Source organism: Neptunicella plasticusilytica, from assembly GCF_047922965.1.
GTDB lineage: Bacteria > Pseudomonadota > Gammaproteobacteria > Enterobacterales > Alteromonadaceae > Neptunicella > Neptunicella plasticusilytica.
Genome location: NZ_CP150481.1, coordinates 255,614 through 279,531 on the forward strand (window position 1 = coordinate 255,614; position 23,918 = coordinate 279,531).

The window sequence follows — 23,918 nt, forward strand, 5'->3', positions numbered from 1 at the left end:
GGGTAGCGTCATGTGTGAGTTATTGGGGATGTCAGCCAATGTACCTACCGATATTTGCTTCAGTTTTAAAGGGCTGCGAGAGCGCGGAGGACGAATTGGTCCGCATAAGGACGGTTGGGGGGTGGCATTCTACGAGAATAAAGGCTTGTGTATCTTTAAAGATCCCCAGCCAAGCTACGCATCCGAAATCGCCCGATTGATATCTGATTATCCGATCAAGAGCAAAGCGGTCATTGCGCACGTTCGCCAGGCTAATCGTGGCCGTATCGGGATGGAAAATACTCACCCGTTCAGTCGTGAATTATGGGGACGCAACTGGACTTACGCACATAATGGCCAGTTGCACGGTTACCAGAATTTGCCGGTGGAGCGCTTTACCCCAGTGGGAACCACTGACAGCGAACGGGCATTTTGCTATTTGTTAAGTCAGCTGGATAAACGTTTCCCGGTTCGGCCATCAAAACGGCGATCGGCGTTTAACTTTTTACGCCGTGAAGCCAATAAACTGCGCGAGTTTGGTATTTTTAATATGCTAATTTCAGATGGTGAGTACTTGCTTGCGTTTTGTTCCACAAAATTACAATGGATTACACGCAGGGCGCCCTTTGGTATGGCCCATTTATCCGATATTGATGTGGATATCGATTTTGCCCAAGAAACCACCCCAAACGATGTGGTGACAGTTATTGCAACAGAACCTTTAACGGCCAACGAACAGTGGCATAAGATGCAAGCTGGAGAGGGACAATTATTCAGGTTTGGCGAACCAATCTGACAATGGTTGATCATAATGGAGTGAAGATGATGAGAGAGCAGAATGTTGTTAGTGTGCAATGGCTGCATCAGCATTTGCATCATCCCGATTTGGTTATTCTGGATGCCAGTATGAAGCCGGTCGGTTTTAGCATCAATACCACAACAGAGGTCATACCCGGCGCTCTGAGAATGGATATCGATCAAACCTTCAGCCAGCCAGATCATGCTTTACCTCATACAATGCCCACTCCCGAGCAGTTTGAACAACTTGTACGGGAGATGGGGATCAACAACCATTCGCAAGTTGTGATTTACGACAATGTGGGAGTGTATTCTTCGCCCCGCGCCTGGTGGATGTTTAAAACCATGGGACTGGAGCAGGTAGCGGTATTGAATGGCGGTTTACCGGCTTGGATCGAGGCCGGTTTACCGACAATCGCGGAATATGCCGGCAATCCTTTTCTGTCAAAATTTAAAGTACAGTTTAACGCACAGCAATTGGTTAATAGTCAGCAGGTGTTGGCAGCCATCGAACAACCTGAAACGCGTATTATTGACGCACGCTCGGCAGGGCGTTTTGATGGAAAAGAAGCCGAACCTCGCGCCGGATTGCGTTGTGGCCATATTCCAGGCTCGATCAATATTCCTTTTATGCTCTGTGTCGAGAAAGGTGAACTACATCCTGTTGAAAAACTACAGTTATTGTTTGATGCAGCCAATATCAGGCAGGATTACCGACTAATTTTTAGCTGCGGCTCAGGCGTGACTGCCTGTATTCCGCTGCTGGCAGCGTGTCTTTGTGGCTACACCCAGTTAGCCCTTTATGATGGCTCATGGGCAGAATGGGGAGCCGACCCAAACTTGCCGATGTTGCCTTAAATGAGGAGAAAAATATGCATAAAAGTAAATTGGCCGGATTTATTGTTGATTGCCAAACGGATGATTTGCATGCAGCAGCAGAGTTTTGGGGCGGAGCTTTGGGTATGCAAGTTAAGCATTTGCCGGCCGAAGAAGGTGAAAAATACGTCAGGTTACTTGATCCCTATGACGAATTGCATATTGAAGTCCAGTCGGTGGATCATCCCAGTCGTGTGCATCTGGATATTGAAACCGACGATATTGCTGCCGAAGTAAAGCGTCTCGACGCGTTGGGAGCCAAGAAAATCAGCGATGTTAAGCGCTGGTGTGTAATGCAGGCACCCACAGGTCAAAAATTTTGCGTCGTGAATAAAACGACAGCAAAATTCGAACAACAAGCCACGCAATGGAAGTGACAAAAGCACAAAACTGGTACTGGAAAAATCTGGGGGATGCGTTGCAGGCTTCAGCGGCATTACAGCAGATTAGGCAAGCTGTGATGTCGCATTATCCTGATGCACAGCACAATCCCCAAATCGCGGTATTCTGGCGGCAAATATCCGATACAGGATTACATTGCGAGGTGAATGTTTACTTCTCTCCCAGGCTAGCTATGGTGGCTAAGAAAATGAGTGCTTTGCCATGTGAAAGACCTGATGAATCAGGTTTGGAGTGTTTGCTGGGTTGCCTCGATTTGTTGGCTGTTGATAATGACAGACTTTAACTGCAAACAACCGTCTAATGAGTGTTGAAATGGATAATTTTGAATTGGTAAAAGCCACATCCAGGGACATGGATTTTCTGTTCCGGTTAAGAAAAATAACTATGGACGAGCATTTGCAACGGGCTGGTGTATTTTTGGATGACGAACAGCACCAACAGCGGGTGCAAGACCTTTTTGAGCACAGTTTTATCATTCGTCACAATAATCAGCATATGGGGATGATTAAGTATGTGACGACTGACAGGCATATTAGCATTAAGCAGATCCAGATATTACCCGCCCATCAGGGACAGGGCTTGGGGCGTCGTGTGATCGAGTTTTTTATTCAGCAGGCTAAACAGCAACAAAAAGACCTGATCCTGACGGTTCTAAAAGATAATCCGGCGCAGAAGCTGTACCAAAGATTGGGATTTGCTTATGTAGGTGAAGATGAGCTGGAATTTCATATGAAACTCCAGAATGCGGTTTAACAAAGGGACTATTCTGAGGTAGTGTCGGTCAGCTTATCTTCGGCCTTTTTGACCCGGATTTTGTTGGCATCCAGTTTAAATGCGTTCAGTTTTAACATCGCTGCTTTAGCTTCGCCCGGATTGGGCATTTCTACAAAAGCGAAGCCTTTGGATTTGCCGGTGGCTTTGTCCATTACCAAATTACAGGATTGCACCACGCCATGACTTTCAAACAAGGTTCTAATGGCGTCTTCGTCGGTATTACGATCAAGATTGCGGACTAATAATTTCATCTTTATATTCGGTCAACGGGTCAGACTGGGTAGCATAGCATTTATCGCAGCTAATCACGCCCTATTTCCCTTTAGGTTAAGGCAAAATCAATGGCCGCATCGGTATGAATAAGGGTGGTATCAAATAACGCTGCTGAGGTATCACTGTTATCAATTAGCAAGCCGATTTCAGTACAGCCCAGAATAATCGCCTGGGCACCTTGAGAGGTCAGCTTGTCGATGTAGTTAAGGTAGGCCTGTTTGGAACTCGGGTTAATGACACCCTGACAGAGTTCCTGATAAATAATCTGATGAACCATATCCTGTTCGTGAAGGTCGGGAACAAGTGTATCTATGCCTTGTTGCTTAAGACGTTCCTTAAAGAAGCTCTTTTGCATGGTATATGCTGTACCCAGCAAGCCTACTTTATCAATATTTTGCTGTTGCAGAGCATGGGCAGTGGCATCGGCGATATGAATTAGCGGGATCTCGACGGCCTGTTCGATTTCGGGAGCAACAATATGCATGGTATTGGCACCAATCATCACGCAATCGGCGCCTGCAGCCTGCAACCCTTTAGCGGCTGCGACTAATATATCTGCTGCTGCAGACCAGTTATCCTGTCGCTGCAGAATCTCTATTTCGGCAAAATCCAGCGAATGCATTATCATTTTGGCCGAATGCAGCCCTCCCAGCCGAGCCTTAACCCCCTGATTGATTAGACGGTAGTAATTCAGACTGCTTTCCCAACTCATCCCGCCAATCAGGCCAATGGTTTTCATATTAATTCTCCGGTTTCTGATGCAAAAATAACTGTCAAAGCCTTAAAAAGGTAGACTAATCAATATACAGTGTAAAAGTACTTAAAGAACAGGGAGTGCACAATGACAGAGCAAAATTTGCAGTTAAGCCAATCCGATGAACAAGCCAAAACCAATGCCTTGATTGCCTATCTGTTGATGTTAATCGGTATCTTTACCGGTATTTTCTGGCTAATTGGCGGCGTTTGGGGATTGGTCAAACGTGACGAGGCCCGTCGCAGTATCTTTGCCGATCATTACGATAATATCAGTACGACCTTCTGGTGGGTGATTGGCTTGTCTATTCTGGGCGGAATACTGACATTGCTGGGAGTCGGGGTGATTATCTTGTTTATCACCGGTATTTGGGCTGTATTCAGGATCGTAAAAGGCCTGGCTAAATTAACTTCAAACAGACCTTATCAGGGATAAACGATGACTTTTCGTGTTCACTATCTACAACATGTACCTTTTGAAGATTTGGGTAGTATGCGGCCGACGCTGCAAAAAATGGGCTGCCAGATCAATGTTTCCCGTCTGTATCAATCAGATCCTTTACCACAAGTGCAGGATCTTGACTGGTTGATCGTGATGGGAGGGCCGATGGCAGTAAATGATGAGGCTCAATATCCCTGGCTGAATGAAGAAAAACAATTTATCAAGCAGGTAATAGATGCCGGTAAACGGGTATTGGGAATTTGCCTGGGCGCGCAGCTAATCGCCGATGTGTTGGGAGCAACGGTCACCAGCAATACGCACAAGGAAATTGGCTGGTTTGATATTCGTTTATCCGGAGAGGCGGAATTAACCTGGATAGCCGAAATTTTTCCGGCCACTATGCCGGTATTCCATTGGCATGGTGATACTTTCTCCACCCCTGGCGGTGCTATTGCATTGGCAAGCAGTGAAGCATGCCTGAATCAGGGTTTTGTCTATCTGGATCGGGTGGTTGGATTACAGTTTCATCTGGAAACTACACTCCAAAGTGCCACAGCATTAATCGAACATTGTGGCAATGAACTGGATGGCTCGGCTTACGTGCAAAGTGCCGAACAAATGTTAGCTGACAGTGAAAAGTTCGAACTGATTAATCAGCTTATGGAAAAACTGTTAATGCGCTTTGCGCAAGACGATTAAGTTTCTCGTTACCTTTCAGGAATTTTAGATGTATATCCCCAAAAATATGCGCATGGATGACGATCGGCAGCAACAGCAATTTATTCAGCAGTTCGGTTTTGCCAGTCTTGTCTCTGCTGATTTGCAAGTGAGTCACTTGCCTTTAAGCTGGGATGATCAGGGAGATAAACCCATTTTGCTGGGCCATATGGCGCGCGCCAATCCGCACTGGAAAAATCTTGATGGTCAAAAGGTTAAAGCGCTATTTCATGGTCCGCACAGTTATATTTCACCTGGCTGGTACGTTGCACCCCCGGCAGTACCTACCTGGAACTATGCAGCAGTGCATGTCAGCGGTATATTTTACCTACTGGATGACAATCAGCTTCAGCATTCGCTGAATGCCCTGCTACAACAGTACGAGCCAGCTTTGCTGGAAAATGAAGTAATTATACCGGCGTCTTATCGTGAAAAACTCAGCCATGCCATTGTCGGCTTTAAAATCGATATTGATCAAATAGAAGGCAAACAAAAACTGGGGCAACATCGCAGTAATGACGATCAGCTGGGTGTGGCAAAGGGCCTACAGTCCAGCCAACATGAGGATGCGCAGAGTTTGCTAAATTACATGCGCCAAATTGGTGTAGGGTTGGGAATTTAATCTTGCTGAAACAGGCATTCAGTAAAATGGCGCGCCGCCGGAGAGGCAGGACGATCACGATATTTTAAAAAGGTTAGTGGCCGACTAAGTTGACTTTGACTAGGTAACAACAATTTGGTCAAACGTTTCAGTTCAATCAGGTTATCCACTACCGCATAAGGCAGCATTGCCAGCCCCATTCCTTGTACTACGGCGTGGGCGATAGCTTCATTACTACCTAGCTGGATAGTGCGTTGCGGAACAATCTGGTGGTTGGCGAGCAGTGTCAGCGTTGTTTCCAATGTACCTGAACCTGGCTCGCGCACCAGCCAGGTAAGACGATTTAAATCGTCGGTGGATAATTTGTCGCTATTAATGGCTGGATTGGCAACGACAACGAGCGGATCAGATTGCCAATGGATCGCCTCTATGCGTGGTTCATCAACCTTTCCTTCAACCAATGCAATATCGATACTGCAGTCGATTAAAGCCTGACTAATGCTCTGCGTGTTGGCTACCTGAACTTCAAGATTAATCTCCGGACACTGTTGTGAAAATTTGGCCAGAAAAGGCGCTAACCAATAAGCCGCAATGGTGGTGCTGGTGCCAACGATCAGGGTACCGCTTTTCAGTCCCGTGCGCGCATGGATATCATTAAGCGCAGCCTGTTCCAGTGAGAAAATACTATGGGCATGCTCAAATAGCATGTTACCACCATCGGTCAGCTGTAATTTTTTACCCCGCGAGCCTCGATCGATAAGAGCCAAGCCATGCTGGGTTTCCAATTCCTTGACCGCTTTGGACACCGCAGGCTGACTGATAAAAAGCTGTTCGGCTGCCACAGAAAAACTGCCACAATTTACTACGGTGTGGAAAACTCGTAAGTGATGCAGGTTTAATTTCATAATTTCAAGTTATCCATATATGAAATATATATATTGGAGTTATGTATTGTCAGTAATTAAGCTGCGCAAGTAAAGCCAAACCTGTTTCCCCGAAACCAGAGAGTTGTTATGACTGCAGAAGTCGCGCTAAAACACCGGATAATATCTTTGCCTGTATCTGAAAATACTCTGCGAGGCGTTCTGCTGGTTGGTTTGATCGCACTGTCTGCGATTTTATTAGCGCAATTGCCGTGGATTGCAGATACAGGATTGAGTGAACTGTCATTGGCAATTATGTTTGGCATGCTTTTCGGTAACACCCTGTTCAGTCGAATGGTGAATAAAACCGATACAGGTGTCGACTTCTGCAAGCAAAGTTTACTGCGTCTGGGCGTGATTTTGTATGGTTTCAGAATTACATTCCAACAAATTGCCGGTGTGGGTTGGGCAGGTTTACTCATTGATATGCTGGTGTTGGGACTGACTTTTGGTCTGGCGCTGTGGCTAGGTGTAAAACTGTTCAAACTGGATCGGAAGACGGTAATTTTAATCGGTGCGGGTAGTTCTATCTGCGGAGCGGCCGCCATATTAGCAACCGAACCGGTGATTCGGGCGGAGGCTAACAAAGTGTCGGTTGCAGTGGCGACTGTGGTGGTTTTTGGTACCTTGTCTATGTTCCTGTATCCGCTAGTCTTCCCTTATTTGTCCCTGTCAGAATACCACTATGGTGTCTGGGTCGGCTCAACAGTGCATGAGGTTGCCCAAGTGATTGCTGCCGGTAATGCAATTAGCGAAACCGCTTCCAACGCTGCCATTATCGAGAAAATGTTGCGGGTAATGCTGCTGGCACCTTTTCTAATGCTGCTGTCGATAGGCCAAACAAGCAACCAGCGAGGTAACAAGGCGAAATACAGCCTTTCCAAACAAAGTATTCCCTGGTTTGCGCTATTCTTTATTGTGACTGCCGGATTGAACTCTTTGCAGTTATTACCCGTCTTGGTTGTGAAGGCACTTGTCCAGCTGGATACCTTATTATTAGCTATGGCGATGACGGCGTTGGGACTGCGCACCCATATCAGCTCAATAAAACAGGCGGGGGCAAAACCGCTGTTGCTGGCGGCCATTTTGTTTGTTTTTCTGGTTGTGGGGGGATTTGTCATAAATTTGATTGTTAGCCAGTGTAATATCTCAGTTTGCGCTTGAAGGAAGGCGTTTAGATTGAGTACTATCAACAGGCAATTCATTCCCTACCATGGCATAACAATAATGCAAAAATTCAAATTATTTATCCTAGTACTGGCGACTTTTTTCTTTAGTCATCTTTGTGGCGCCAAAACCCTTGATCAAACCGCAGAGCAGTACGTCAAACTGGTATTGGCGCTGGGAGAACATGACTCCGGCTATGTGGATGCCTACTACGGACCAGACGAATGGGCCGAAGAAGCCAGAGCTAAAAAGATGCCCATCGACCTCATCATCAGTGAAGCTGAAGTGTTGCGTAGTGAACTGCCTAAAATGACCCCAGATACCGAGTTAATGCAGCGCTTACGTGAATATTACCTGGATCAGCAGTTGGTCGCGCTGGTGGCACACGCCAAGAATTTGTCCGGGGTCGAAAAGCTTGATTTTGACGCGCAAAGTCGTGATCTGTATGACACCGAAGCGCCGCATCACAAGTTGTCCGATTTTGATCCACTTATTGCCGAGCTGGATAAAATGCTGCCAGGTGAGGGGTCGATGGAAAGCCGTATCGAAGCCTTTAAGAAGCAGTTCGAAATTCCCAAAAATAAACTGAACGCGGTATTTGATCGGGCTATTGAAGAGTGTCGTAATCGCACTAAGGCCCATATTCCATTGCTGGATAATGAAAACTTTACCCTGGAATATGTGACCGACAAACCCTGGAGTGGTTACAATTGGTATAAAGGCAATGCATTCAGCTTAATTCAGGTTAATACCGAGTTTCCGATAGATATTTCCCGTGCTGTCGATCTCGGCTGCCATGAAGGTTATCCCGGTCATCATACTTACAATGCCTTGCTGGAAGATAATCTGGTTAAAAAACGTGGCTGGGTAGAATTTAGTGTTTATCCGTTATTCAGTCCGCAGTCGCTGATTGCCGAAGGCAGCGCTAACTACGGTATTGAACTAGCGTTTCCGGGCAATGACAAGGCAGAATTCGAGAAAAATGTGTTGTTCCCGATTGCCGGAATCGATCCTGCATTGGCCGAGTCGTTTGAGCATCTGGGAGAACTGACCAGTAAGCTCAGTTATGCCAGCAATGAAATTGCCCGAAAATATATTAATGGTGATATCGATAAAACCGAAGCTGTCCGGTTGTTGCAGAAATACAGTTTTAGCAACAAGGATAAGGCCACCCAAAGAGTGAGATTTTTTGATACTTATGGCGCTTATGTAATCAATTACAACTGGGGTAAGGATATGATCAAGGCTTATGTTGAACAAGCCGATGATCAGGACGAGCGCTGGGCCCGCTTTACTAAAGTGTTGTCTTCACCACGTTTGCCATCTTCGCTGGACTGGTAACTCGGCGTGATAAATCTTGATAAAAGGGATTTTGCATGATCACTAAAACATTCAAATATGCGCTGTATGTCATTTTATGCGCTGTAACGACTTTTGCCCGTGCAGAGGCGACTGATGTACAAGGCCGCTGGATTAAGGATGCGCAGGGGCAGGTGATGGTGGATCCGCAACCTTCCGGTTTAACCCATTGGCGCGGTAAATTACTGACAATATCCGATCGCAGTGCGACGCCCTCCCAACAAGGCCGGTTGCATCAACTAATATTACCCGGAGGCACCTTACTGGATCTTAATTTTCCATTGGTGCTGACAACATCAATACAGCAAAGCTGTTTTGGTCAGTATCTGGCCAATCAGCCGGATCTGGAGGCATTAACCGCCGACCCGGATAATGATCGGATATTTTACACACTGACAGAAGATGCCCGTTCCGCTCCATTGTCACCTGAATGCGCCAAACAATGGGCGAACAGCGGCTCGACCGACTACCCGACATTATTGTTGCGACTTGAACTAACTGACGACAATCAAGCGATGGTAACCCATGTTCGGCCGTTACAATTTAAAGCTGAAGCTAAGGTGGGTAACTTTCCCAATGACGGTTTTGAAGGCATGACTTTCGGGCCAGATCGTATGTTATATCTGGCGCTAGAAAAAGATATGGTGTCGCAAGCACGTATTTTTCAGGTGCGCATGAATTCATCGTTCTGGCTGTCGAATGATTTTATCCCTGTGGAGGACGCGCAATTGCGTTTGCCGGAATTTAAAGATGGCAATCATCCTCTTAATGGCATGGATTACTATCCGTCGGAGCAAGAGGGACACCCCGGTTTTCTGCTGGCCATTGCCAGGAATGTCGATCAGCTCTGGGTGATTGATTTAAGCAAACACAATCCCGGCAAACTGATCCAGTTGGCTTTTTGGGCTGAAGTACTGGAGCCGCCTGCAGACTGCAATGATTGGGAATTAATGGATAATGCCTCGATCGAAGGGGTGGCTGTTATCGATGATATTGTCTGGATGATTAACGACCCCTGGAAAGTCAATTATCTGAAGAATATCCAGTGTGAGGTAAATCGTCCCCATTATGAAAAAATGGCACCGCTGCTATTCGCCTTACCCACAGATAAAAGCTGGTTCAGATAAAAGTTTAAAGCGCCTGATCGGAGCTTCACAACCCAAAAAGAACAATGCACAGCGGTTGGGGAGCTGCGCATTGTTCCGGGCTTAAATCTTGTTGGTTATTCGTGGCGTAATGAATTAACCGGGTTACCTCTGGCCACTTTGGCAGCATTACCGCCTACAGTTGCCCAGGCAATCAGCAATGACAGCAAACCGGTAGCCAGACATATCGGCACCAGCCAGAACAGTTCTATCCGGTACGGGAATTGCTGCAACCAATTTAGCATCGCATAGGCTCCTACTGGCCAGGCAATAAGATTGGCGATAAACACCGGTTTGGAAAACTGCCAGATAAGCAATTTAACAATATCCCTGACCTGAGCCCCCATTACTTTACGGATACCAATCTCCCTGGTGCGTCGTTCGGCAGTAAAGGCGGCTAATCCATATAATCCCAGACACGCAACCACTATGGCTAGCAAAGAGAAGGCCGAGAACATTTTGGCGGTGGTAACATCATCATTGTATTGGGCCGCCATCATCTCGGTTAGAAACTGCAGGCTGATAGGTTGCATAGGTACCTGATTTTTCCAGATATTTTCCACTTTGCTGACAAGCGCCGGTAAATCATCTGTTTTGAACGACAGATTAGCCACTCTGAAACGATCTTCACGCAATAAATACACGCTGGGACGAATATCGAATTTTATTGAACGGAAATAGATATCTGGCGTGACGCCAATAATGGTCAGGTGGTGTAAACCGTTACCAAATAAATCGGATTCGAGGGTTCGACCAATGGCTTGGGCCGGTTGGTTAAAGCCTAAACGCCGCACCGCAGATTCATTCAGAATAACTGATGCCGAGCCGGTATTGTTGTCTCCATCGGGCTGTTGAATCGCTTTATCGGTACCGTAGGCCTGATCGAATAACCTGCCGGCAACGGGACTGATATTATAGGCCTCAAAAAAACCATAATCAGTACTGTAATAATTCAGTACCTGCTGGATTGGCGCAGCCATGCCTGAACCGCTGTCGGACGTTTGCGGGATAAGGGTAAATTGCCGGTTATTTTCATTATCCTGGGTGGGAGATTCGGATGAAAATACCACCGAAGTGATTTCCGGTAAATTGAGCAACTCCTGCTTCAGACTTTGCAGATTGTTGCCTGCAGCTCGTACATTAAGGATTAGCTTGTTGTCGCTCTGATATCCCACGTCAATCTTGTTGGCATACAGCGTTTGACCGTAAACCACTATGGTGCAGATCACCAGAATGATGGATATCGCAAATTGGAAAATCACCAGGGCTGTGCGCAAGGTGGCTGACCCGCCCGATTCGCCGCCTTTACTGGCCTGTAGTATATGAGCGGGCATAAAACGGGATAAATATAGGGCAGGATACAGACCGGCTCCCAGCCCAACCAGCAATGCCACTGCCATCAACCCCAGTAACAGTTGCGGATCTGCCAGCAAATTTAAGCTGAGATCCCGGTTTAACAGGCCGTTGTAAAAAGGCAAGCAAATCTCTACCGCCACCAGGGCAAACAACAGGGCAATAAACACCAGTGCCACGGCTTCGCTGAGGAACTGGATCGCAACCTGACTGCGACTGGCGCCCAACACTTTTCGCATCGCCACTTCACGGGCTCGCTGGCTGGCCCTGGCGGTAGCCAGATTCATAAAATTGATGCAGGCTATCAACAGAATTAATGCTGCCACAATAATAAAGGTAACCACCATTTTATAGTCACCCATGGCGCTAAAATCGCCCATATTGCCGGCATCGTTGCGGGCATGTAGATGCAAATCGGTTAGCGGCATGACTTTATGCTGTAAGTAATCGGTCACTTTTGAATTGTCGGGCATGTTACCAATATTCTGGTTGAATATATCTACAAACGGACTTTCATTGTTAACCCAGTAATTAATGCGTTGCTGCAATTGATCAACGCTCACCCCGGGATTCAGCTTGAAGTAGGTATAGACGTTTACGCTGGTCCAGGTGTCTAACAGACTGGAGTTGTCTGCAAATATGGCTGGTTGCAAATATACCAGCATATGCAGGTTAAAATGTGTCGCCTGGGGTAAATCCTTCATTACACCGGTAATAGGCAATGTGGTAGGTTGATCACCAACGCAGCAAATAGTCATGGTTTCACCTATAACGTCGGTGCGTCCAAAGTATTTTTGTGCAGTTTCTTCGGTCACCACCAGGTCGAAAGGCTTATTGAAAGAGCTACTTTTGTCGCCATGCACAAAAGGTAAGTCCAGCACATTAAAGAAGCTGCCATCCGCCATAGTGACTTGTTCAGGGAAGGCATCTGCTTGCTGCTGGATGGTCAGTTCCCACTGAATTAAACGCACCCCGTCTTCCACTTCATTGCTGGCGTAGTCACGAATGGCTTCCATCATACGACCGGCTGAGCGCACTGTTAAAAATGGTGGGCGACCCGGAATATTGTAAGCGGAGTGCAGACGAACCACCCGCTCACTGTCTTTGATCCAGCTGTCATAGCCGGTTTCAGCGCGGACAAACAGCATAATAAGAATACAGCTCATCAGGCCAACAGCCAGACCAAAAATATTGATACCGGAAAACAGGCCATTTTTAACAATGTTCCGCCATGCGGTAATAAGATAATGCTGAAACATGTTGTTGCTCCTTAATCCGGACTAAGCCGCTCGAACGTTTTCAGTCACTACATGACCGTCAAACAGGTTAATAATACGGCTGGCGTAATCGGCATGGGCCGGACTATGGGTGACCATCACTATGGTAGTGCCCTCAGCATTTAACGCCTTGAGCATGTCCATTACTTCCTGACCATGGGCGCTGTCCAGATTACCGGTAGGTTCATCAGCCAGAATCATCGCCTGATCGCCGACTACGGCACGGGCTACCGCAACACGCTGTTGTTGACCACCTGACAGTTGACTGGGTCTATGTTTTGCCCGATGGGCAATACCGACTTTATCCATTACGCTGGCTACCCGCTGTTTGCGTTCGCTGCCGGGGATGTTGTGATACAACAACGCCAACTCAATGTTTTCTTCCACGGTGAGTTCGTCAATCAGATTAAAATTCTGAAAAATAAACCCGATGTTCTGTTTACGAATTTGTGCCAGTTGTGCTTCCGAGTAACCGGCGACCTGGTCCTGCATAAAGTGATACTGTCCTTCGGAGGGGCTATCCAGCATGCCGATAATATTCAGCAATGTTGATTTTCCGCAGCCTGAGGGCCCCATAATGGCAACAAATTCACCTCGGGCAATTTCAATATTGACGTTGTTTAGCGCAACCGTTTCGACTTCATCGGTTTGGAAATATTTACTCAAATTGTGCAGCTTTAACATAATTCAGATCCTGTAATTTAGTGAGCAAGGTTAAGTTGTTGCATATCCTGATAACTGGTGTAAGGACTGGTGATGACACGTTCACCCTGTTCCAGCCCTTCGATAATTTCAATAAATTGGCTGTTGCGGCGTCCCAGACGCACCGGACGTTTGATCGCCTGACTGCCATCCGCCGTCACAACAAACACCCAACTGCCGCCGGTGTCCTGATAAAAAGCGCCATTAGGAATAAGTAAGGCTTTGCTTTCATCGCCCAGTGTCAACTTGGTCTGGATCGTTTGGCCACGACGGATATTGCGCGGCTGTTCGCCAATAAAGGCTAAATCCACTTCAAATTGACCGTTCTGTACTTGCGGATAGATCTTGGATACTTCGAGACGGTATTGGTCATATTGCACTTGCTGGCCGATATCAACCCGCCCCAGGTAGAATTCATCGATAAGGGCAGTGAGTTTATAATCATCCGGTGTATCGATTTGTCCCAGTCGCTCCCCGCGACCAATGCTCTGACCTATTTCCACATTAAAACCTGATAATTTACCTGCTACCGGGGCACGTACATTCATGTTGTCCAGATTCTGCCGGGAAATTTCCAGATTATGTTCTAGCCGGCTGCTGGTTTCGCGTAAGAAAGCCAACTGTGCTTCCTGCATTTTGGCGTCCGAGGCCTGACTTTCCAGCGTCAGTTTTAAACGGCTCTTGTACCAGTTCAAGGTATCTTGGGTATCGGCGTACTGGGACTGACTGATTGACTCGTTTTTAACCAGAGTAGCTTCGCGTTCTACCTGGCGCGTCAGCATGGAAATCTGGTAATTAATGTCGACTAAATTGCGTTTATGTTGCAGTCGGTTTTGCTCCAGATTTAATTCTATACTGCGCATATTGTTAAGTTGCTCGGCTACCCGGGCTTCATTGCCCAATACGTTTAGTTGTAACGAGGCGTTAGACAGTTCCACTATTAAGTCACCCGCTTTAAGGTTGGTGCCGTCTTCAACCAGAATACGTTCCACGCGCCCCCCTTCAATTGCATCAAGAAACAGGGTTTTAGCCGGTGTGACTCTTCCGCGTAACGGAATAAAATCCTCAAAAATGCCGCTGCTTACCGTTGAAATCACAATCCGTTCGCTATTAACGGTCAGCGCCCGCCCGGAAGATGCATTGAATGACTGGTAGGCTAACCAGGCAAATAGAATCACACCGACAGCGCCAATTAGTGGCCACTTATAGGCTTGGCTTTTTTTAGTGACTTTGCGATCCATACCGGAGCCGGATACCGCAGAGGTTTTTTGGCTAACGGATTGGCTAATTGAACTCAATTGGCTTTGCATAAATCTTCGCTATAGGTTGTTTGTTAATAAGGGTAAAACTGATAGAGGTACATCAATAACTGTACCAATATGTAATTTATTGTTTTTAAAGGATATTTAATTTAAATGTTCATTATCGGACAGTTTTTATTGTGCGAAATTGAACAACAGGTGTACGATAATGAACAGTTTTAGTCAGTTAGGGGAGAGTTGCATTGGATAAGCATCAAGGCCATATACTGATTGTGGACGATGATGAAGATATTCTGGTCGCCGGGAAATTACTGCTTAAACGGCATTTTTCCGATGTCAGTATCTGCAATCAGCCGCAACATATTCCAACTTTACTCGCTGAACATAGTTTTGACGCGATATTGCTGGATATGAATTTTGGTCCGGGCGAGAGTTCCGGCCAGCAAGGTTATCAATGGCTACAGCGTATTTTACAACTTGATCCGCTGGCGGTGGTGGTGATGATCACTGCCCATGGCGGCGTTGATACCGTGGTTGAGGCAATGAAACTGGGTGCGACCGATTTTATCGCCAAGCCCTGGCAAAATGAAAAGGTGGTCGCGACCTTGTCAGCCGCGGTGCAACTGGGTCAATCACGGCGTGAGACCCAACGTTTGCGCCAAACAAATCAATTATTGTCCAACGCCAGCGTGCCGACTTCCGGCCCCTTTATTTTGGGCAATTCCGTCGCTATGCAGCAGGTGATGTCACTGATTGAGCGCAGTGCGCCCACTGATGCCAATGTTCTTATCTTGGGCGAAAACGGTACAGGTAAAGAACTGGTTGCCCGTCAATTGCATGCGCAAAGCCAGCGTAGTGCTAATGTGTTTATGGCGGTAGATTTAGGCGCCGTATCGGAAACTCTGTTCGAGAGTGAGTTGTTCGGGCATAAAAAAGGGGCCTTTACCGGCGCTAATGAAGACAGAATCGGCCGATTACAGGCCGCCAACGGTGGAACCCTGTTTCTGGATGAAATCGGCAATATTCCATTGCATTTACAGGCAAAATTGCTGACCGTGCTGGCGCAGCGTCAGGTGACCCCATTGGGCACCAATAAGCCCATCGACATTGATGTCAGGGTGATCGCAGCGACCAATGTAGCCAAAGCGGAACTCACCAATGAGTCCCGCTTCCGTCAGGATTTATTGTTCCGTTTGAATACGGTCGAAATTGTTTTGCCGCCACTGCGTGAACGCCAAGAGGATATTGAGCCGATAGCAAGACATTATCTTGCACTGTATGCCAAAAAATACGCTAAACCGGATATGTCGCTGGCCACCGCCGCATTGCAGAAAATTCAGCATTATCCCTGGCCAGGAAATGTGCGGGCCTTGCGCCATGCCATTGAGCGGGCGGTGATACTGTCTATATCGGCACAACTGACAGAGCAGGATTTTCAGTTGGAACTAACCCCCAATCAGGCCGGAGAAATGGCCGTCGAAGCGAAATTGTCGGCGGTGTCAAAACCTGACCTTCTGGCTAGTAAGGATGACCTGAATCTGGAACGATTGGAAAAAACGGCCATTGAGCACGCACTTAAAACCCACCGTTTTAACATCAGCCATGCGGCCAGAGCGTTGGGACTAACCCGCGCTGCGCTATACCGGAGAATGGACAAGCATGGGCTTTAACCGCTTCTCGCTGTTACTCAGTATTCGCATCGTATTATTGATGCTGATGGTTATTCTGTTCAGCGCCTTTGTCTCGCAAAGCGGATATCAGGCCGCCAGCCTTTTGGTGTTGCTATTACTGATTGTACAGGGGTTGGAAGTGGTGCGCTTTATTCGTAAAACCAATACCGAACTCACCCGCTTTTTGCAGGCGGCGCGCTATTCAGATTTTTCTCAACGCTTTGAATTTCAACATCTGGGAGCCGGTTTTGCTGAATTAGGTCAGGCGTTTAGCGAGATATTGACGCGTTTTCAAACCACTAGAGCCGATCAGGAGCAACAGCTTCGCCATCTAAAAGCGATTGTAGAGCATGTGCCAGTACCGCTGATGAGTATTCACGCCAATGATCAGATTGTGTTATGGAACAACAGTGCGCGCCGTCTATTTGGCAGCCATCATGTACAACGATTGTCGGATTTGACCCAGTTTGGTGATGATTTCTCGCGCCAGTTGACCACCCTGCAAGCCGGTGAACGGCGTTTGGTCGATTTTGTGGTGGATGATATGCAACATCAACTGGCGGTTTCTGCAACGCAAATCATTCTTGCCGGTCAATCAGAGCGTTTACTGAGTTTACAGGATATTCAAAGTGAACTGGATAAAGCCCAATTGCAGGCATGGCAAGACCTGGTTCGGGTGCTGACCCATGAAATTATGAACAGCATCACCCCGGTTGCGTCATTGGCCAGAACGGCAGTCGATCTGGTGGAAGACAGTAAACATAAGGCGCAAAACGTACCCGAATTGGCCCAAGATCTGGATGACGTGGCACATGCAGTCCACACCGTGGCGCGTCGCAGTGAAGGACTTATGCAGTTTGTCGGTAGTTATCGGCGGCTGACCCGTTTGCCAGCACCCAATACCCGACGTATTCGAATTCAACAATTGTTTAGCCAAGTACAAACACTGGCGACCCAGCAATGGCAGCACAAAGGAATAGACCTTAGCGTTGATATTCAACCCGCAACGCTGGAAATGGATATTGATGTGGATATGGTAGAGCAATTATTGATTAATTTGTTGAAAAATGCCGAGCAGGCGCTGGTAGACGAGCAACAGCCCAAAGTAACGATGCGAGCATTTCTGAATCGACGCGGGCACGTGGTGATTGAAATCGGCGACAACGGACAAGGCATCGCAGATGAGCTAAAACACAAGGTTTTTGTGCCCTTTTTTACCACCAAAAAGGACGGTTCGGGTGTGGGATTGGCGCTAACCCGACAAGTTATGATTGCCCATGGCGGCAGCGTTAAATTAAGTCAAAGTGAGTTAGGCGGGGCGCTGTTTAGTTTAATTTTTTAAAGCCAAAGAAGTAGGGAAAAATAGTGATTAGATTAGTAACGGAACAAGCGGATAAGATCAGATGTTTTGCGGTGCTGTCAGGTTTACGACCACATTTGTCACTTGATGACTTTTTACTGCAGGTCAGCAGGATGGAAATAGAAACCGGTTATCAGTTGGCTTGTCTGGAAGATGCAGAAGCGATTAAAGCTGTTGCCGGTTTCAGGATATCAGAGTGGCTACATACTGGTAAGTATCTGGAGATTGAAGAGCTGATTACTGCCGACGGCAACCGTTCAAAAGGTTATGGAGGTCAACTTTACGACTGGTTGCTGGATTTCGCAAAACAGCAGAAATGTGCTCAGATGCGTCTGGTGTCAGGCGTATCCAGAGAAGCTGCGCACAAATTTTATCTGAACAAGGGAATGAAATTCGAAGCGAAGTACTTTTCAATTAATACAGAATAAGCAACAATCCGCTGCCGCACAGTTGGTAGCCTAATGTGGGTTAAATAGTTAGAGCAACATGCTCAAGATAAGGAACAATAAAATGGATTTGAGAATAATATTCTTCGCTTTAGTCATGATAACGACTCCATGGATAAGTCACGCCACTCAAACGGATGAACAGCGCATACTGTCTCAACAGTTGTCTATGGTGGCTAAAGAAGTTAACAGTAAAGCGCCATGGGCGCTGGATGCCGACACTCGACTGGATTCAGCTGCCACAATGAAAAATTATATTATCTATAACAATACATTGGTTAATTACACCGCTGATCAGCTTGATGTAGCCATGTTTGATTCAATCCTCGAAGACAGCGTAATTGGTAAACTGTGCGCCAACAAAGAGCTGCGCAGCTTTATCGATTTAAAAGTCATTATGGTTTATCGCTACTTAGGTAAGGATGGACAGTTTATTACCGAGCTTTCTAAAGATATGGCGACCTGTAAATAACAGCGATTCGCGTTAAGTAACTATTACCATTGTGTCGGGTAATAGTTACTGTTTGCCAGTACATATATTCTGTCAAAATTCAAAATATTCCTATAACGCATTGAAAATAATCAATTTATTAATGCTGGCATTATTTTGGCTTGTTAACCCGTACAGAGACATTCTGTAGCTAGAAATTAAATCGCAATCAGCTAGTGAGTTATCCGCCCCGACGGGGTGAACTCGATTGTTACATTGTTAACAGGAGAATGATTATGACGAACAAAAATATTTGGCAAGGTAAATGGAAACAGCTTAAAGGTAACGTCAAGCAACAGTGGGGTAAACTCACCGATGACGACCTGGATAAAATTGAAGGCCGCGAAGAAGAGATTGTCGGCTTGATCCAGGAACGTTATGGAATAGCCGAGGAACAGGCAAAGGCCGAGTACCATGATTGGATGAGTAAACAATAATAGTATATTGTTTGCGCCAGTAAGTTTTTTATTGGCGCAAACAACCGCTTTTGTCTCGGTGTGCCGCTATGCTATTTTCAACAACGCAAAAACAACACCACAGGGAAATACATGAGCGGTAATATCAGATCAAACATCAAACTCGGCTTTAGAGGCTGTTTGTCTTTGATATTCACCACTGTTGAGAAATGAAAATGTCTCAATCGAGGCGCAAACAGTGTAATTTAGTCATCTAAATCAATCTGTTTGCAACAAAGAGTGAGGGATTTTCAGACTCAACCCGGAGGGCTGGGGCTATTTTTCCTTCTCACTGCGTTATCAAACGCTTAAAGAGAACCACTCTTCGCGCCTTTTCTGCCTTGTGGGAAGAAAAAATCGCCGCTAGCAGTGGCGAATATCAAAGATAAACAGCCTCTATTAATTGTCTTAAAGCAAGATCAACGAACAGGTGCATTGACCCAAGGAATAGTGCAACGAATTTTAACTAACTCCCCCAATCACCCGCATGGCATAAAAGTTCGATTAGAAGATGGTCAGGTCGGCAGGGTGAAAAAAATCCATACTAGCGAAGATTAAACTTTCGTATACAGATTAATTAACCCCAGCTCGGGATAAGCCACGCCTCTCAATAACGCTCTTTTTGTACCTAGCAGCGTTGGGCTTTCTAGTCATAGCCAGCTATGACGTACGAAACCCCGCCTTGCCAAGCACAAAAATGTCGTCATTGAGTAAACTATTTATTCAACAATGGTTGAGTGAATAATATAACTATCTGAATTATTTACCCTTTGTAAATATAAACGACATTTCTTATCCCGAGTTGGGGTTAATTAAAAATATTCATTTTTGTCAATTACTTGCTGTTTTTGGCTTCGATCCACTGCGCCATATATTGGGTGCTTTTCATACTGTGATGGCGCAGCATCATGCCGGTGAAATGACTGCGACGATGCTCGGTGATATTTTCGACAAGATGCCTAATCTGTTGAATTAGCTTCTGTTGGATGGGCGATTTAGCGAATTGCTGTTCAATAATCCGGTAACCGGTTTGTTGAAATAGCTGCCATTGCGATTGATTGTTATATAGTTCAACCGCCGCATTGGCGAAGGTTTCCGCCTGGTTGGCGATAGTCCCGCTCCAATGGCCTTGTTCAACAAATCCTTCAGCTCCAACCCCGGTGGTGATGTTGGGAGTGCCGCATTGCATGGCATCCGCCAACTTGCCTTTTAGTCCGGCACCAAAACGCAGTGGCGCTAAACAGATACGAGCTTGTTGCATCACAATTTTGGCATCTGGCACCCAACCTTTGACTAAAAAACCTTGTTTGGGGTTATGTAAATCGGTGGCCTTTTTCGGTGGATAGGCACCGTAAATATGTAATTCAGCCTGAGGGAGTTGTTTGCGGATCAGCGGCCAGATTTGTTGTTTAAGCCACAACACCGCATCCCAGTTTGGGTCGTGGCGGAAGTTACCTATGCTGATAAAGTGCTGACGCTGTTCAAATTCAGGATTATCCTGATGGATGCCATCGAGCATAAAAGGACAGTAATGCAGAATATTGGCCGGAATACTGAACTGGTTTTGTAATAACGCCATTTCAAATGTCGAAATCACCAAGGTGATATCACAGCGATGAATCGAGGCTATTTCGCGAATGGCCAGTTCGGTATGTAAATCCTCAGGAGCGACAGTTTGTTGTTTTTTGAACGCCTGTTGACGTGCCTGGCGCAAAAAATGCGCGTCTTCCATATCCAGTATACGCAGCGCATCCGGACAATATTTTTCTACCCGCCAGCCAAATTGCTCTTCCATCATAAAGCGGTCAAACATCACAATATCGGGCTGCAAATCGCTAATAAACGCATCAAAGCTGCTGTTATTCAGTTCAATACTGGCTTCTTTTATCCCTAACCCGACTAGATCGGCACGGTGTTCAGATAACAGCGCCGGGCTGGCAAAAGTCACTTGCCATTGCTGGGCTAAAAAACTGTCAATTAACGCCATCATCCGGCTTCCCGCCGCCGATGAATTTGGCTCCGGCCAGACATAACCGATAATCAACACATGTTGTCGAGGTTTGGATTGAGAAGGTACGGGCATAAAAAAGGCGGCCAGTTTAATGGGCCGCCAAGTCTATAATATTTCGTTTTTTTTAGACAGCGTTAGGGTCTAAGGGCTTTATCGCCGCGAGCAATACCACAAACACCGGAACGACTGGTTTCAATCACTTCGGCCACATCGCTAATTGATTGCACAAAGGCATCCAGCTTGTCGGAAGGGCCAACAATCTGGATGCTGTAGTTTTTACTGCTGACATCCACGATTTGGGCACGGAAGATATCCACTGTGCGCTTGACTTCTGAGCGAGCCGTTTCGCTGCGCGTGGCGACTTTAACCAGCATCAGCTCGCGTTCGATATGGGCACCGTCAGTTAAGTCAGTGACTTTTAGAATATCGATCAGCTTGTTCATTTGTTTGGTAATTTGCTCAATTACCTTGTCATCACCGTGAGTGGTAATGGTCAGGCGCGACAAACTGCCATCGTCAATCGGTGCAACACACAGGGTATCGACGTTGTATCCCCGTTGTGAGAATACACCAACGATACGTGACAAGGCACCTGGTTCATTTTCCATTAATACCGATAGAATACGTCTCATCAGGTGCGCTCCGTTTTACTTAATCTCATATCATCCATGGCACCGAATTTAATCTGCATGGGGTAAACATGTTCACTTTGATCAACCAGAATATCCATAAATACCACGCGATTTTTCTCGGCAAAACAGCGAGCCATGGCATCGTCCAGTTCTTCGGGTTTATTTACCTGAATACCGATATGTCCATAGGCTTCGGCCAGTTTGACAAAGTCAGGCAGTGAATCCATGTAGGAATGAGAATGACGACCTTTGTAGATCATATCCTGCCACTGGCGAACCATGCCCAGCGCCCGGTTATTAATGGAAATAATTTTGACCGGTAAATTGTATTGCAAACAGGTAGCCAGCTCCTGAATATTCATCTGGATACTGCCATCGCCGGTCACACAAGCCACGACAGCATCGGGGTGCGCTTTTTGTACGCCCATTGCCGCCGGCAGTCCGAAGCCCATGGTTCCCAGACCGCCGGAATTGATCCAGCGACGGGGTTTGGCAAACGGATAATACAATGCAGCAAACATCTGATGTTGGCCCACGTCAGAGGTAATGTAGGCATCGCCATGGGTATGTTTGTACAGCGATTCAATAACCTGCTGTGGTTTAAGCTGGGCTTTGTCGGTTTGATAGGTTAGACATTTTTTGTCACGCCATTGATTGATCTGTTTCCACCAGTCAGCCAGCTTTTCGGTTTGGGCTTTAGTGTCTATTTTACCCATTTGTTCGAAGAACTGTTCCAGTACCGAATCAACTGAGCCCACTACGGGAATATGGGCTGCCACGGTTTTGGAAATAGAGGCCGGATCAATATCCACATGTACAATAGTGGCGTGTGGGCAGAATTTTTCGACATTATTAGTCACCCGATCATCAAAACGGGCACCCAGGGCAATAATGCAATCGGCATTATGCATGGTTTTATTCGCTTCCAATGTACCGTGCATGCCCAACATGCCGATAAATTGTGGATGCAGACCGGAGAACGCGCCCAATCCCATCAAGGTGGAAGTTACCGGCGCATTAAGTGTTTCGGCAAAACGGGTCAACAGCTCACTGGCATCCGCCGCGATAACCCCGCCACCCACGTAGATTACCGGCCGCTTAGCAGTGGTAAATACTTCCACTGATTTTTTAATTTGCTTGCCATGGCCTTTAACTGTGGGGTTGTAAGAACGCATTTGCACTGACGTCGGAAATTCGTAAGGATGCTCTTCCTGAACGTTGACGATATCTTTTGGCAGATCGATAACCACAGGACCGGGACGTCCACTATTGGCAATATAATAAGCTTTGGCAATTGCCATCGGAATATCCACAGTCCGTTTAACCAGGAAACTGTGTTTTACAATTGGGCGGGAACAGCCGACCATATCGGTTTCCTGGAAGGCATCCTCACCAATCAGCGAAGTAGCGACCTGACCGGACAACACCACCATAGGAATCGAATCCATATAGGCGGTAGCAATACCCGTTATGGTATTGGTTGCACCGGGGCCGGAAGTGACCAGCACAGTGCCGGTCTGGCCGGTAGAACGCGCATAGCCGTCTGCCATATGGGCGGCAGCCTGCTCGTGTCTGACCAGAATATGCTCGACGTCGTCCTGCGCGTATAAGGCATCATAAATATCGAGAACTGCGCCACCGGGATAACCAAAAACATGTTTCACCCCTACATCTTTTAGCGCCCTAACCACCATCGCGGCGCCTGACATCATCTCCACTACATGTTCTCCTCTCTCATATGGTCTTCAGCGGCTTTTCCCCAAACCATTTGGAAATGCGTATTACGCAGTAAACTGATAGCGCTTAAATAAGGTGATCAAACCGATATTAACTCGCTCGTTTACACAGAATTTTGCATTTCCAAGTCGTTTAGATAGATCAATCTGTTGGAACCCCCGACTATACTTGACTGGGGCAAAAGTTGAAATGGTATTTTTTGGCGAAATAAGGATAAATATTTCAGAAAACGGCAAATGTAGGATAATTATCCTACTAAAGGAATATATTAGAGGTAAATCTTCTAAAAAGATAAGAGGGTGCCCAATGGGCAC

Annotated in this window: 26 protein-coding genes; 17 read left to right on the top strand and 9 right to left on the bottom strand. The window is 46.5% G+C overall.

From position 1 onward, the window contains the following. Positions 1 to 10 precede the first annotated feature (10 nt). From V1467_RS01240 to V1467_RS01260, 5 genes are read left to right on the top strand one after another with little or no spacing between them, the layout of a single operon-like run. Positions 11 to 775 (top strand): class II glutamine amidotransferase, encoded by a 765-nt coding sequence (locus V1467_RS01240; RefSeq protein WP_416306992.1) that lies wholly within the window; start codon positions 11 to 13, stop codon positions 773 to 775. A gap of 26 nt (positions 776 to 801) precedes the next feature. Next, a complete protein-coding gene (locus V1467_RS01245) occupies positions 802 to 1,635 on the top strand; it encodes a sulfurtransferase (RefSeq protein WP_416306993.1) in 834 nt (277 codons plus the stop codon). 14 nt (positions 1,636 to 1,649) lie between these two features. Beyond that, complete coding sequence (locus V1467_RS01250; protein WP_416306994.1) at positions 1,650 to 2,030, top strand: VOC family protein; 381 nt, start codon at positions 1,650 to 1,652, stop codon at positions 2,028 to 2,030. Continuing rightward, positions 2,021 to 2,338 carry a hypothetical protein gene (locus tag V1467_RS01255; protein ID WP_416306995.1) on the top strand — a complete coding sequence of 106 codons (318 nt, stop codon included), beginning with the start codon at positions 2,021 to 2,023 and terminating at the stop codon, positions 2,336 to 2,338. Before V1467_RS01250 ends, V1467_RS01255 begins: the two co-directional genes overlap by 10 nt. Before the next feature lie 29 nt (positions 2,339 to 2,367). Then, positions 2,368 to 2,808 carry a GNAT family N-acetyltransferase gene (locus V1467_RS01260; RefSeq protein WP_416306996.1) on the top strand — a complete coding sequence of 147 codons (441 nt, stop codon included), beginning with the start codon at positions 2,368 to 2,370 and terminating at the stop codon, positions 2,806 to 2,808. An 8-nt stretch (positions 2,809 to 2,816) separates the two neighbouring features. Here the strand turns inward: V1467_RS01260 and V1467_RS01265 are convergent, their stop codons facing one another. Together V1467_RS01265 and V1467_RS01270 are read right to left on the bottom strand one after the other, a co-directional pair. Next, entirely contained in the window at positions 2,817 to 3,080 is a 264-nt protein-coding gene (locus V1467_RS01265) for an RNA recognition motif domain-containing protein (protein WP_416306997.1), read from the bottom strand. A gap of 71 nt (positions 3,081 to 3,151) precedes the next feature. After that, on the bottom strand, positions 3,152 to 3,841 hold the full coding sequence (locus V1467_RS01270) for an aspartate/glutamate racemase family protein (protein ID WP_416306998.1): 690 nt from the start codon (positions 3,839 to 3,841) through the stop codon (positions 3,152 to 3,154). Positions 3,842 to 3,943: 102 nt separating this feature from the next. Between V1467_RS01270 and V1467_RS01275 the strand changes: the two genes are divergently transcribed. From V1467_RS01275 to V1467_RS01285, 3 genes are read left to right on the top strand one after another with little or no spacing between them, the layout of a single operon-like run. Beyond that, positions 3,944 to 4,291, top strand: coding sequence for a DUF4870 family protein (locus tag V1467_RS01275; RefSeq protein WP_416306999.1), 348 nt, complete (start codon positions 3,944 to 3,946; stop codon positions 4,289 to 4,291). Positions 4,292 to 4,294: 3 nt separating this feature from the next. Then, complete coding sequence (locus V1467_RS01280; RefSeq protein WP_416307000.1) at positions 4,295 to 4,996, top strand: type 1 glutamine amidotransferase; 702 nt, start codon at positions 4,295 to 4,297, stop codon at positions 4,994 to 4,996. A 28-nt stretch (positions 4,997 to 5,024) separates the two neighbouring features. After that, positions 5,025 to 5,636: an FMN-binding negative transcriptional regulator gene (locus V1467_RS01285; RefSeq protein WP_416307001.1), complete on the top strand. Its 612-nt coding sequence runs from the start codon at positions 5,025 to 5,027 to the stop codon at positions 5,634 to 5,636. Here V1467_RS01285 and V1467_RS01290 read toward each other — a convergent pair. Next, positions 5,633 to 6,520: a LysR family transcriptional regulator gene (locus V1467_RS01290; protein ID WP_416307002.1), complete on the bottom strand. Its 888-nt coding sequence runs from the start codon at positions 6,518 to 6,520 to the stop codon at positions 5,633 to 5,635. The genes V1467_RS01285 and V1467_RS01290 overlap by 4 nt on opposite strands. Positions 6,521 to 6,628: 108 nt before the next feature. Between V1467_RS01290 and V1467_RS01295 the strand changes: the two genes are divergently transcribed. The 3 genes from V1467_RS01295 (at position 6,629) to V1467_RS01305 (ending at position 10,191) form a co-directional block, all read left to right on the top strand. After that, positions 6,629 to 7,702, top strand: a complete 1,074-nt coding sequence (locus tag V1467_RS01295; protein WP_416307003.1) for a YeiH family protein — start codon at positions 6,629 to 6,631, stop codon at positions 7,700 to 7,702. A 63-nt stretch (positions 7,703 to 7,765) separates the two neighbouring features. Beyond that, the gene (locus V1467_RS01300; RefSeq protein WP_416307004.1) at positions 7,766 to 9,046 is read left to right on the top strand and encodes a hypothetical protein; all 1,281 of its coding nucleotides are present in this window, start codon (positions 7,766 to 7,768) and stop codon (positions 9,044 to 9,046) included. 35 nt (positions 9,047 to 9,081) lie between these two features. Beyond that, positions 9,082 to 10,191, top strand: a complete 1,110-nt coding sequence (locus tag V1467_RS01305) for a hypothetical protein (RefSeq protein ID WP_416307005.1) — start codon at positions 9,082 to 9,084, stop codon at positions 10,189 to 10,191. A gap of 95 nt (positions 10,192 to 10,286) precedes the next feature. Here the strand turns inward: V1467_RS01305 and V1467_RS01310 are convergent, their stop codons facing one another. From V1467_RS01310 to V1467_RS01320, 3 genes are read right to left on the bottom strand one after another with little or no spacing between them, the layout of a single operon-like run. After that, positions 10,287 to 12,821 carry an ABC transporter permease gene (locus tag V1467_RS01310; protein ID WP_416307006.1) on the bottom strand — a complete coding sequence of 845 codons (2,535 nt, stop codon included), beginning with the start codon at positions 12,819 to 12,821 and terminating at the stop codon, positions 10,287 to 10,289. Positions 12,822 to 12,842: 21 nt separating this feature from the next. Beyond that, positions 12,843 to 13,523 (bottom strand): ABC transporter ATP-binding protein, encoded by a 681-nt coding sequence (locus V1467_RS01315; protein ID WP_416307007.1) that lies wholly within the window; start codon positions 13,521 to 13,523, stop codon positions 12,843 to 12,845. A 17-nt stretch (positions 13,524 to 13,540) separates the two neighbouring features. Beyond that, entirely contained in the window at positions 13,541 to 14,851 is a 1,311-nt protein-coding gene (locus V1467_RS01320) for an efflux RND transporter periplasmic adaptor subunit (protein WP_416307008.1), read from the bottom strand. A gap of 194 nt (positions 14,852 to 15,045) precedes the next feature. Here V1467_RS01320 and V1467_RS01325 point away from each other — a divergent pair, with 194 nt between their 5' ends. The 6 genes from V1467_RS01325 to V1467_RS01350 all read left to right on the top strand — a co-directional run bounded on the left by V1467_RS01325 (position 15,046) and on the right by V1467_RS01350 (position 19,782). Beyond that, positions 15,046 to 16,473 carry a sigma-54-dependent transcriptional regulator gene (locus V1467_RS01325; protein WP_416307009.1) on the top strand — a complete coding sequence of 476 codons (1,428 nt, stop codon included), beginning with the start codon at positions 15,046 to 15,048 and terminating at the stop codon, positions 16,471 to 16,473. Then, complete coding sequence (locus V1467_RS01330) at positions 16,463 to 17,815, top strand: sensor histidine kinase (RefSeq protein ID WP_416307010.1); 1,353 nt, start codon at positions 16,463 to 16,465, stop codon at positions 17,813 to 17,815. The genes V1467_RS01325 and V1467_RS01330 overlap by 11 nt, the downstream gene beginning before the upstream one ends. A gap of 23 nt (positions 17,816 to 17,838) precedes the next feature. Next, positions 17,839 to 18,261, top strand: a complete 423-nt coding sequence (locus V1467_RS01335; protein ID WP_416307011.1) for a GNAT family N-acetyltransferase — start codon at positions 17,839 to 17,841, stop codon at positions 18,259 to 18,261. Positions 18,262 to 18,343: 82 nt separating this feature from the next. Next, positions 18,344 to 18,751, top strand: a complete 408-nt coding sequence (locus tag V1467_RS01340; RefSeq protein WP_416307012.1) for a hypothetical protein — start codon at positions 18,344 to 18,346, stop codon at positions 18,749 to 18,751. A 254-nt stretch (positions 18,752 to 19,005) separates the two neighbouring features. Beyond that, complete coding sequence (locus V1467_RS01345; protein ID WP_416307013.1) at positions 19,006 to 19,206, top strand: CsbD family protein; 201 nt, start codon at positions 19,006 to 19,008, stop codon at positions 19,204 to 19,206. Positions 19,207 to 19,593: 387 nt separating this feature from the next. Next, the gene (locus V1467_RS01350) at positions 19,594 to 19,782 is read left to right on the top strand and encodes a YwbE family protein (RefSeq protein WP_416307014.1); all 189 of its coding nucleotides are present in this window, start codon (positions 19,594 to 19,596) and stop codon (positions 19,780 to 19,782) included. 277 nt (positions 19,783 to 20,059) lie between these two features. Here the strand turns inward: V1467_RS01350 and V1467_RS01355 are convergent, their stop codons facing one another. From V1467_RS01355 to V1467_RS01365, 3 genes are all read right to left on the bottom strand, one after another. Further along, a complete protein-coding gene (locus tag V1467_RS01355) occupies positions 20,060 to 21,307 on the bottom strand; it encodes a glycosyltransferase (protein WP_416307015.1) in 1,248 nt (415 codons plus the stop codon). Positions 21,308 to 21,369: 62 nt separating this feature from the next. Beyond that, positions 21,370 to 21,867, bottom strand: a complete 498-nt coding sequence (gene ilvN / locus V1467_RS01360) for an acetolactate synthase small subunit (protein WP_416307016.1) — start codon at positions 21,865 to 21,867, stop codon at positions 21,370 to 21,372. Next, positions 21,867 to 23,585, bottom strand: coding sequence for an acetolactate synthase 3 large subunit (locus tag V1467_RS01365; protein ID WP_416307017.1), 1,719 nt, complete (start codon positions 23,583 to 23,585; stop codon positions 21,867 to 21,869). The genes ilvN and V1467_RS01365 overlap by 1 nt, the downstream gene beginning before the upstream one ends. Positions 23,586 to 23,918 lie beyond the last annotated feature (333 nt).

What these genes read in the sequence shown, in the direction of transcription:
- V1467_RS01345 (WP_416307013.1), top strand. Translation starts at nt 19,006, where the DNA reads ATGACGAACAAAAATATTTGGCAAGGTAAATGGAAACAGCTTAAAGGT.
- V1467_RS01315 (WP_416307007.1), bottom strand. Translation starts at nt 13,523, where the DNA reads ATGTTAAAGCTGCACAATTTGAGTAAATATTTCCAAACCGATGAAGTC.
- V1467_RS01320 (WP_416307008.1), bottom strand. Translation starts at nt 14,851, where the DNA reads ATGCAAAGCCAATTGAGTTCAATTAGCCAATCCGTTAGCCAAAAAACC.
- V1467_RS01240 (WP_416306992.1), top strand. Translation starts at nt 11, where the DNA reads ATGTGTGAGTTATTGGGGATGTCAGCCAATGTACCTACCGATATTTGC.
- V1467_RS01270 (WP_416306998.1), bottom strand. Translation starts at nt 3,841, where the DNA reads ATGAAAACCATTGGCCTGATTGGCGGGATGAGTTGGGAAAGCAGTCTG.
- V1467_RS01295 (WP_416307003.1), top strand. Translation starts at nt 6,629, where the DNA reads ATGACTGCAGAAGTCGCGCTAAAACACCGGATAATATCTTTGCCTGTA.
- V1467_RS01245 (WP_416306993.1), top strand. Translation starts at nt 802, where the DNA reads ATGATGAGAGAGCAGAATGTTGTTAGTGTGCAATGGCTGCATCAGCAT.
- V1467_RS01285 (WP_416307001.1), top strand. Translation starts at nt 5,025, where the DNA reads ATGTATATCCCCAAAAATATGCGCATGGATGACGATCGGCAGCAACAG.
- V1467_RS01340 (WP_416307012.1), top strand. Translation starts at nt 18,344, where the DNA reads ATGGATTTGAGAATAATATTCTTCGCTTTAGTCATGATAACGACTCCA.
- V1467_RS01255 (WP_416306995.1), top strand. Translation starts at nt 2,021, where the DNA reads ATGGAAGTGACAAAAGCACAAAACTGGTACTGGAAAAATCTGGGGGAT.
- V1467_RS01300 (WP_416307004.1), top strand. Translation starts at nt 7,766, where the DNA reads ATGCAAAAATTCAAATTATTTATCCTAGTACTGGCGACTTTTTTCTTT.
- V1467_RS01310 (WP_416307006.1), bottom strand. Translation starts at nt 12,821, where the DNA reads ATGTTTCAGCATTATCTTATTACCGCATGGCGGAACATTGTTAAAAAT.
- V1467_RS01280 (WP_416307000.1), top strand. Translation starts at nt 4,295, where the DNA reads ATGACTTTTCGTGTTCACTATCTACAACATGTACCTTTTGAAGATTTG.
- ilvN (WP_416307016.1), bottom strand. Translation starts at nt 21,867, where the DNA reads ATGAGACGTATTCTATCGGTATTAATGGAAAATGAACCAGGTGCCTTG.
- V1467_RS01265 (WP_416306997.1), bottom strand. Translation starts at nt 3,080, where the DNA reads ATGAAATTATTAGTCCGCAATCTTGATCGTAATACCGACGAAGACGCC.
- V1467_RS01355 (WP_416307015.1), bottom strand. Translation starts at nt 21,307, where the DNA reads ATGCCCGTACCTTCTCAATCCAAACCTCGACAACATGTGTTGATTATC.
- V1467_RS01290 (WP_416307002.1), bottom strand. Translation starts at nt 6,520, where the DNA reads ATGAAATTAAACCTGCATCACTTACGAGTTTTCCACACCGTAGTAAAT.
- V1467_RS01275 (WP_416306999.1), top strand. Translation starts at nt 3,944, where the DNA reads ATGACAGAGCAAAATTTGCAGTTAAGCCAATCCGATGAACAAGCCAAA.
- V1467_RS01305 (WP_416307005.1), top strand. Translation starts at nt 9,082, where the DNA reads ATGATCACTAAAACATTCAAATATGCGCTGTATGTCATTTTATGCGCT.
- V1467_RS01330 (WP_416307010.1), top strand. Translation starts at nt 16,463, where the DNA reads ATGGGCTTTAACCGCTTCTCGCTGTTACTCAGTATTCGCATCGTATTA.
- V1467_RS01250 (WP_416306994.1), top strand. Translation starts at nt 1,650, where the DNA reads ATGCATAAAAGTAAATTGGCCGGATTTATTGTTGATTGCCAAACGGAT.
- V1467_RS01260 (WP_416306996.1), top strand. Translation starts at nt 2,368, where the DNA reads ATGGATAATTTTGAATTGGTAAAAGCCACATCCAGGGACATGGATTTT.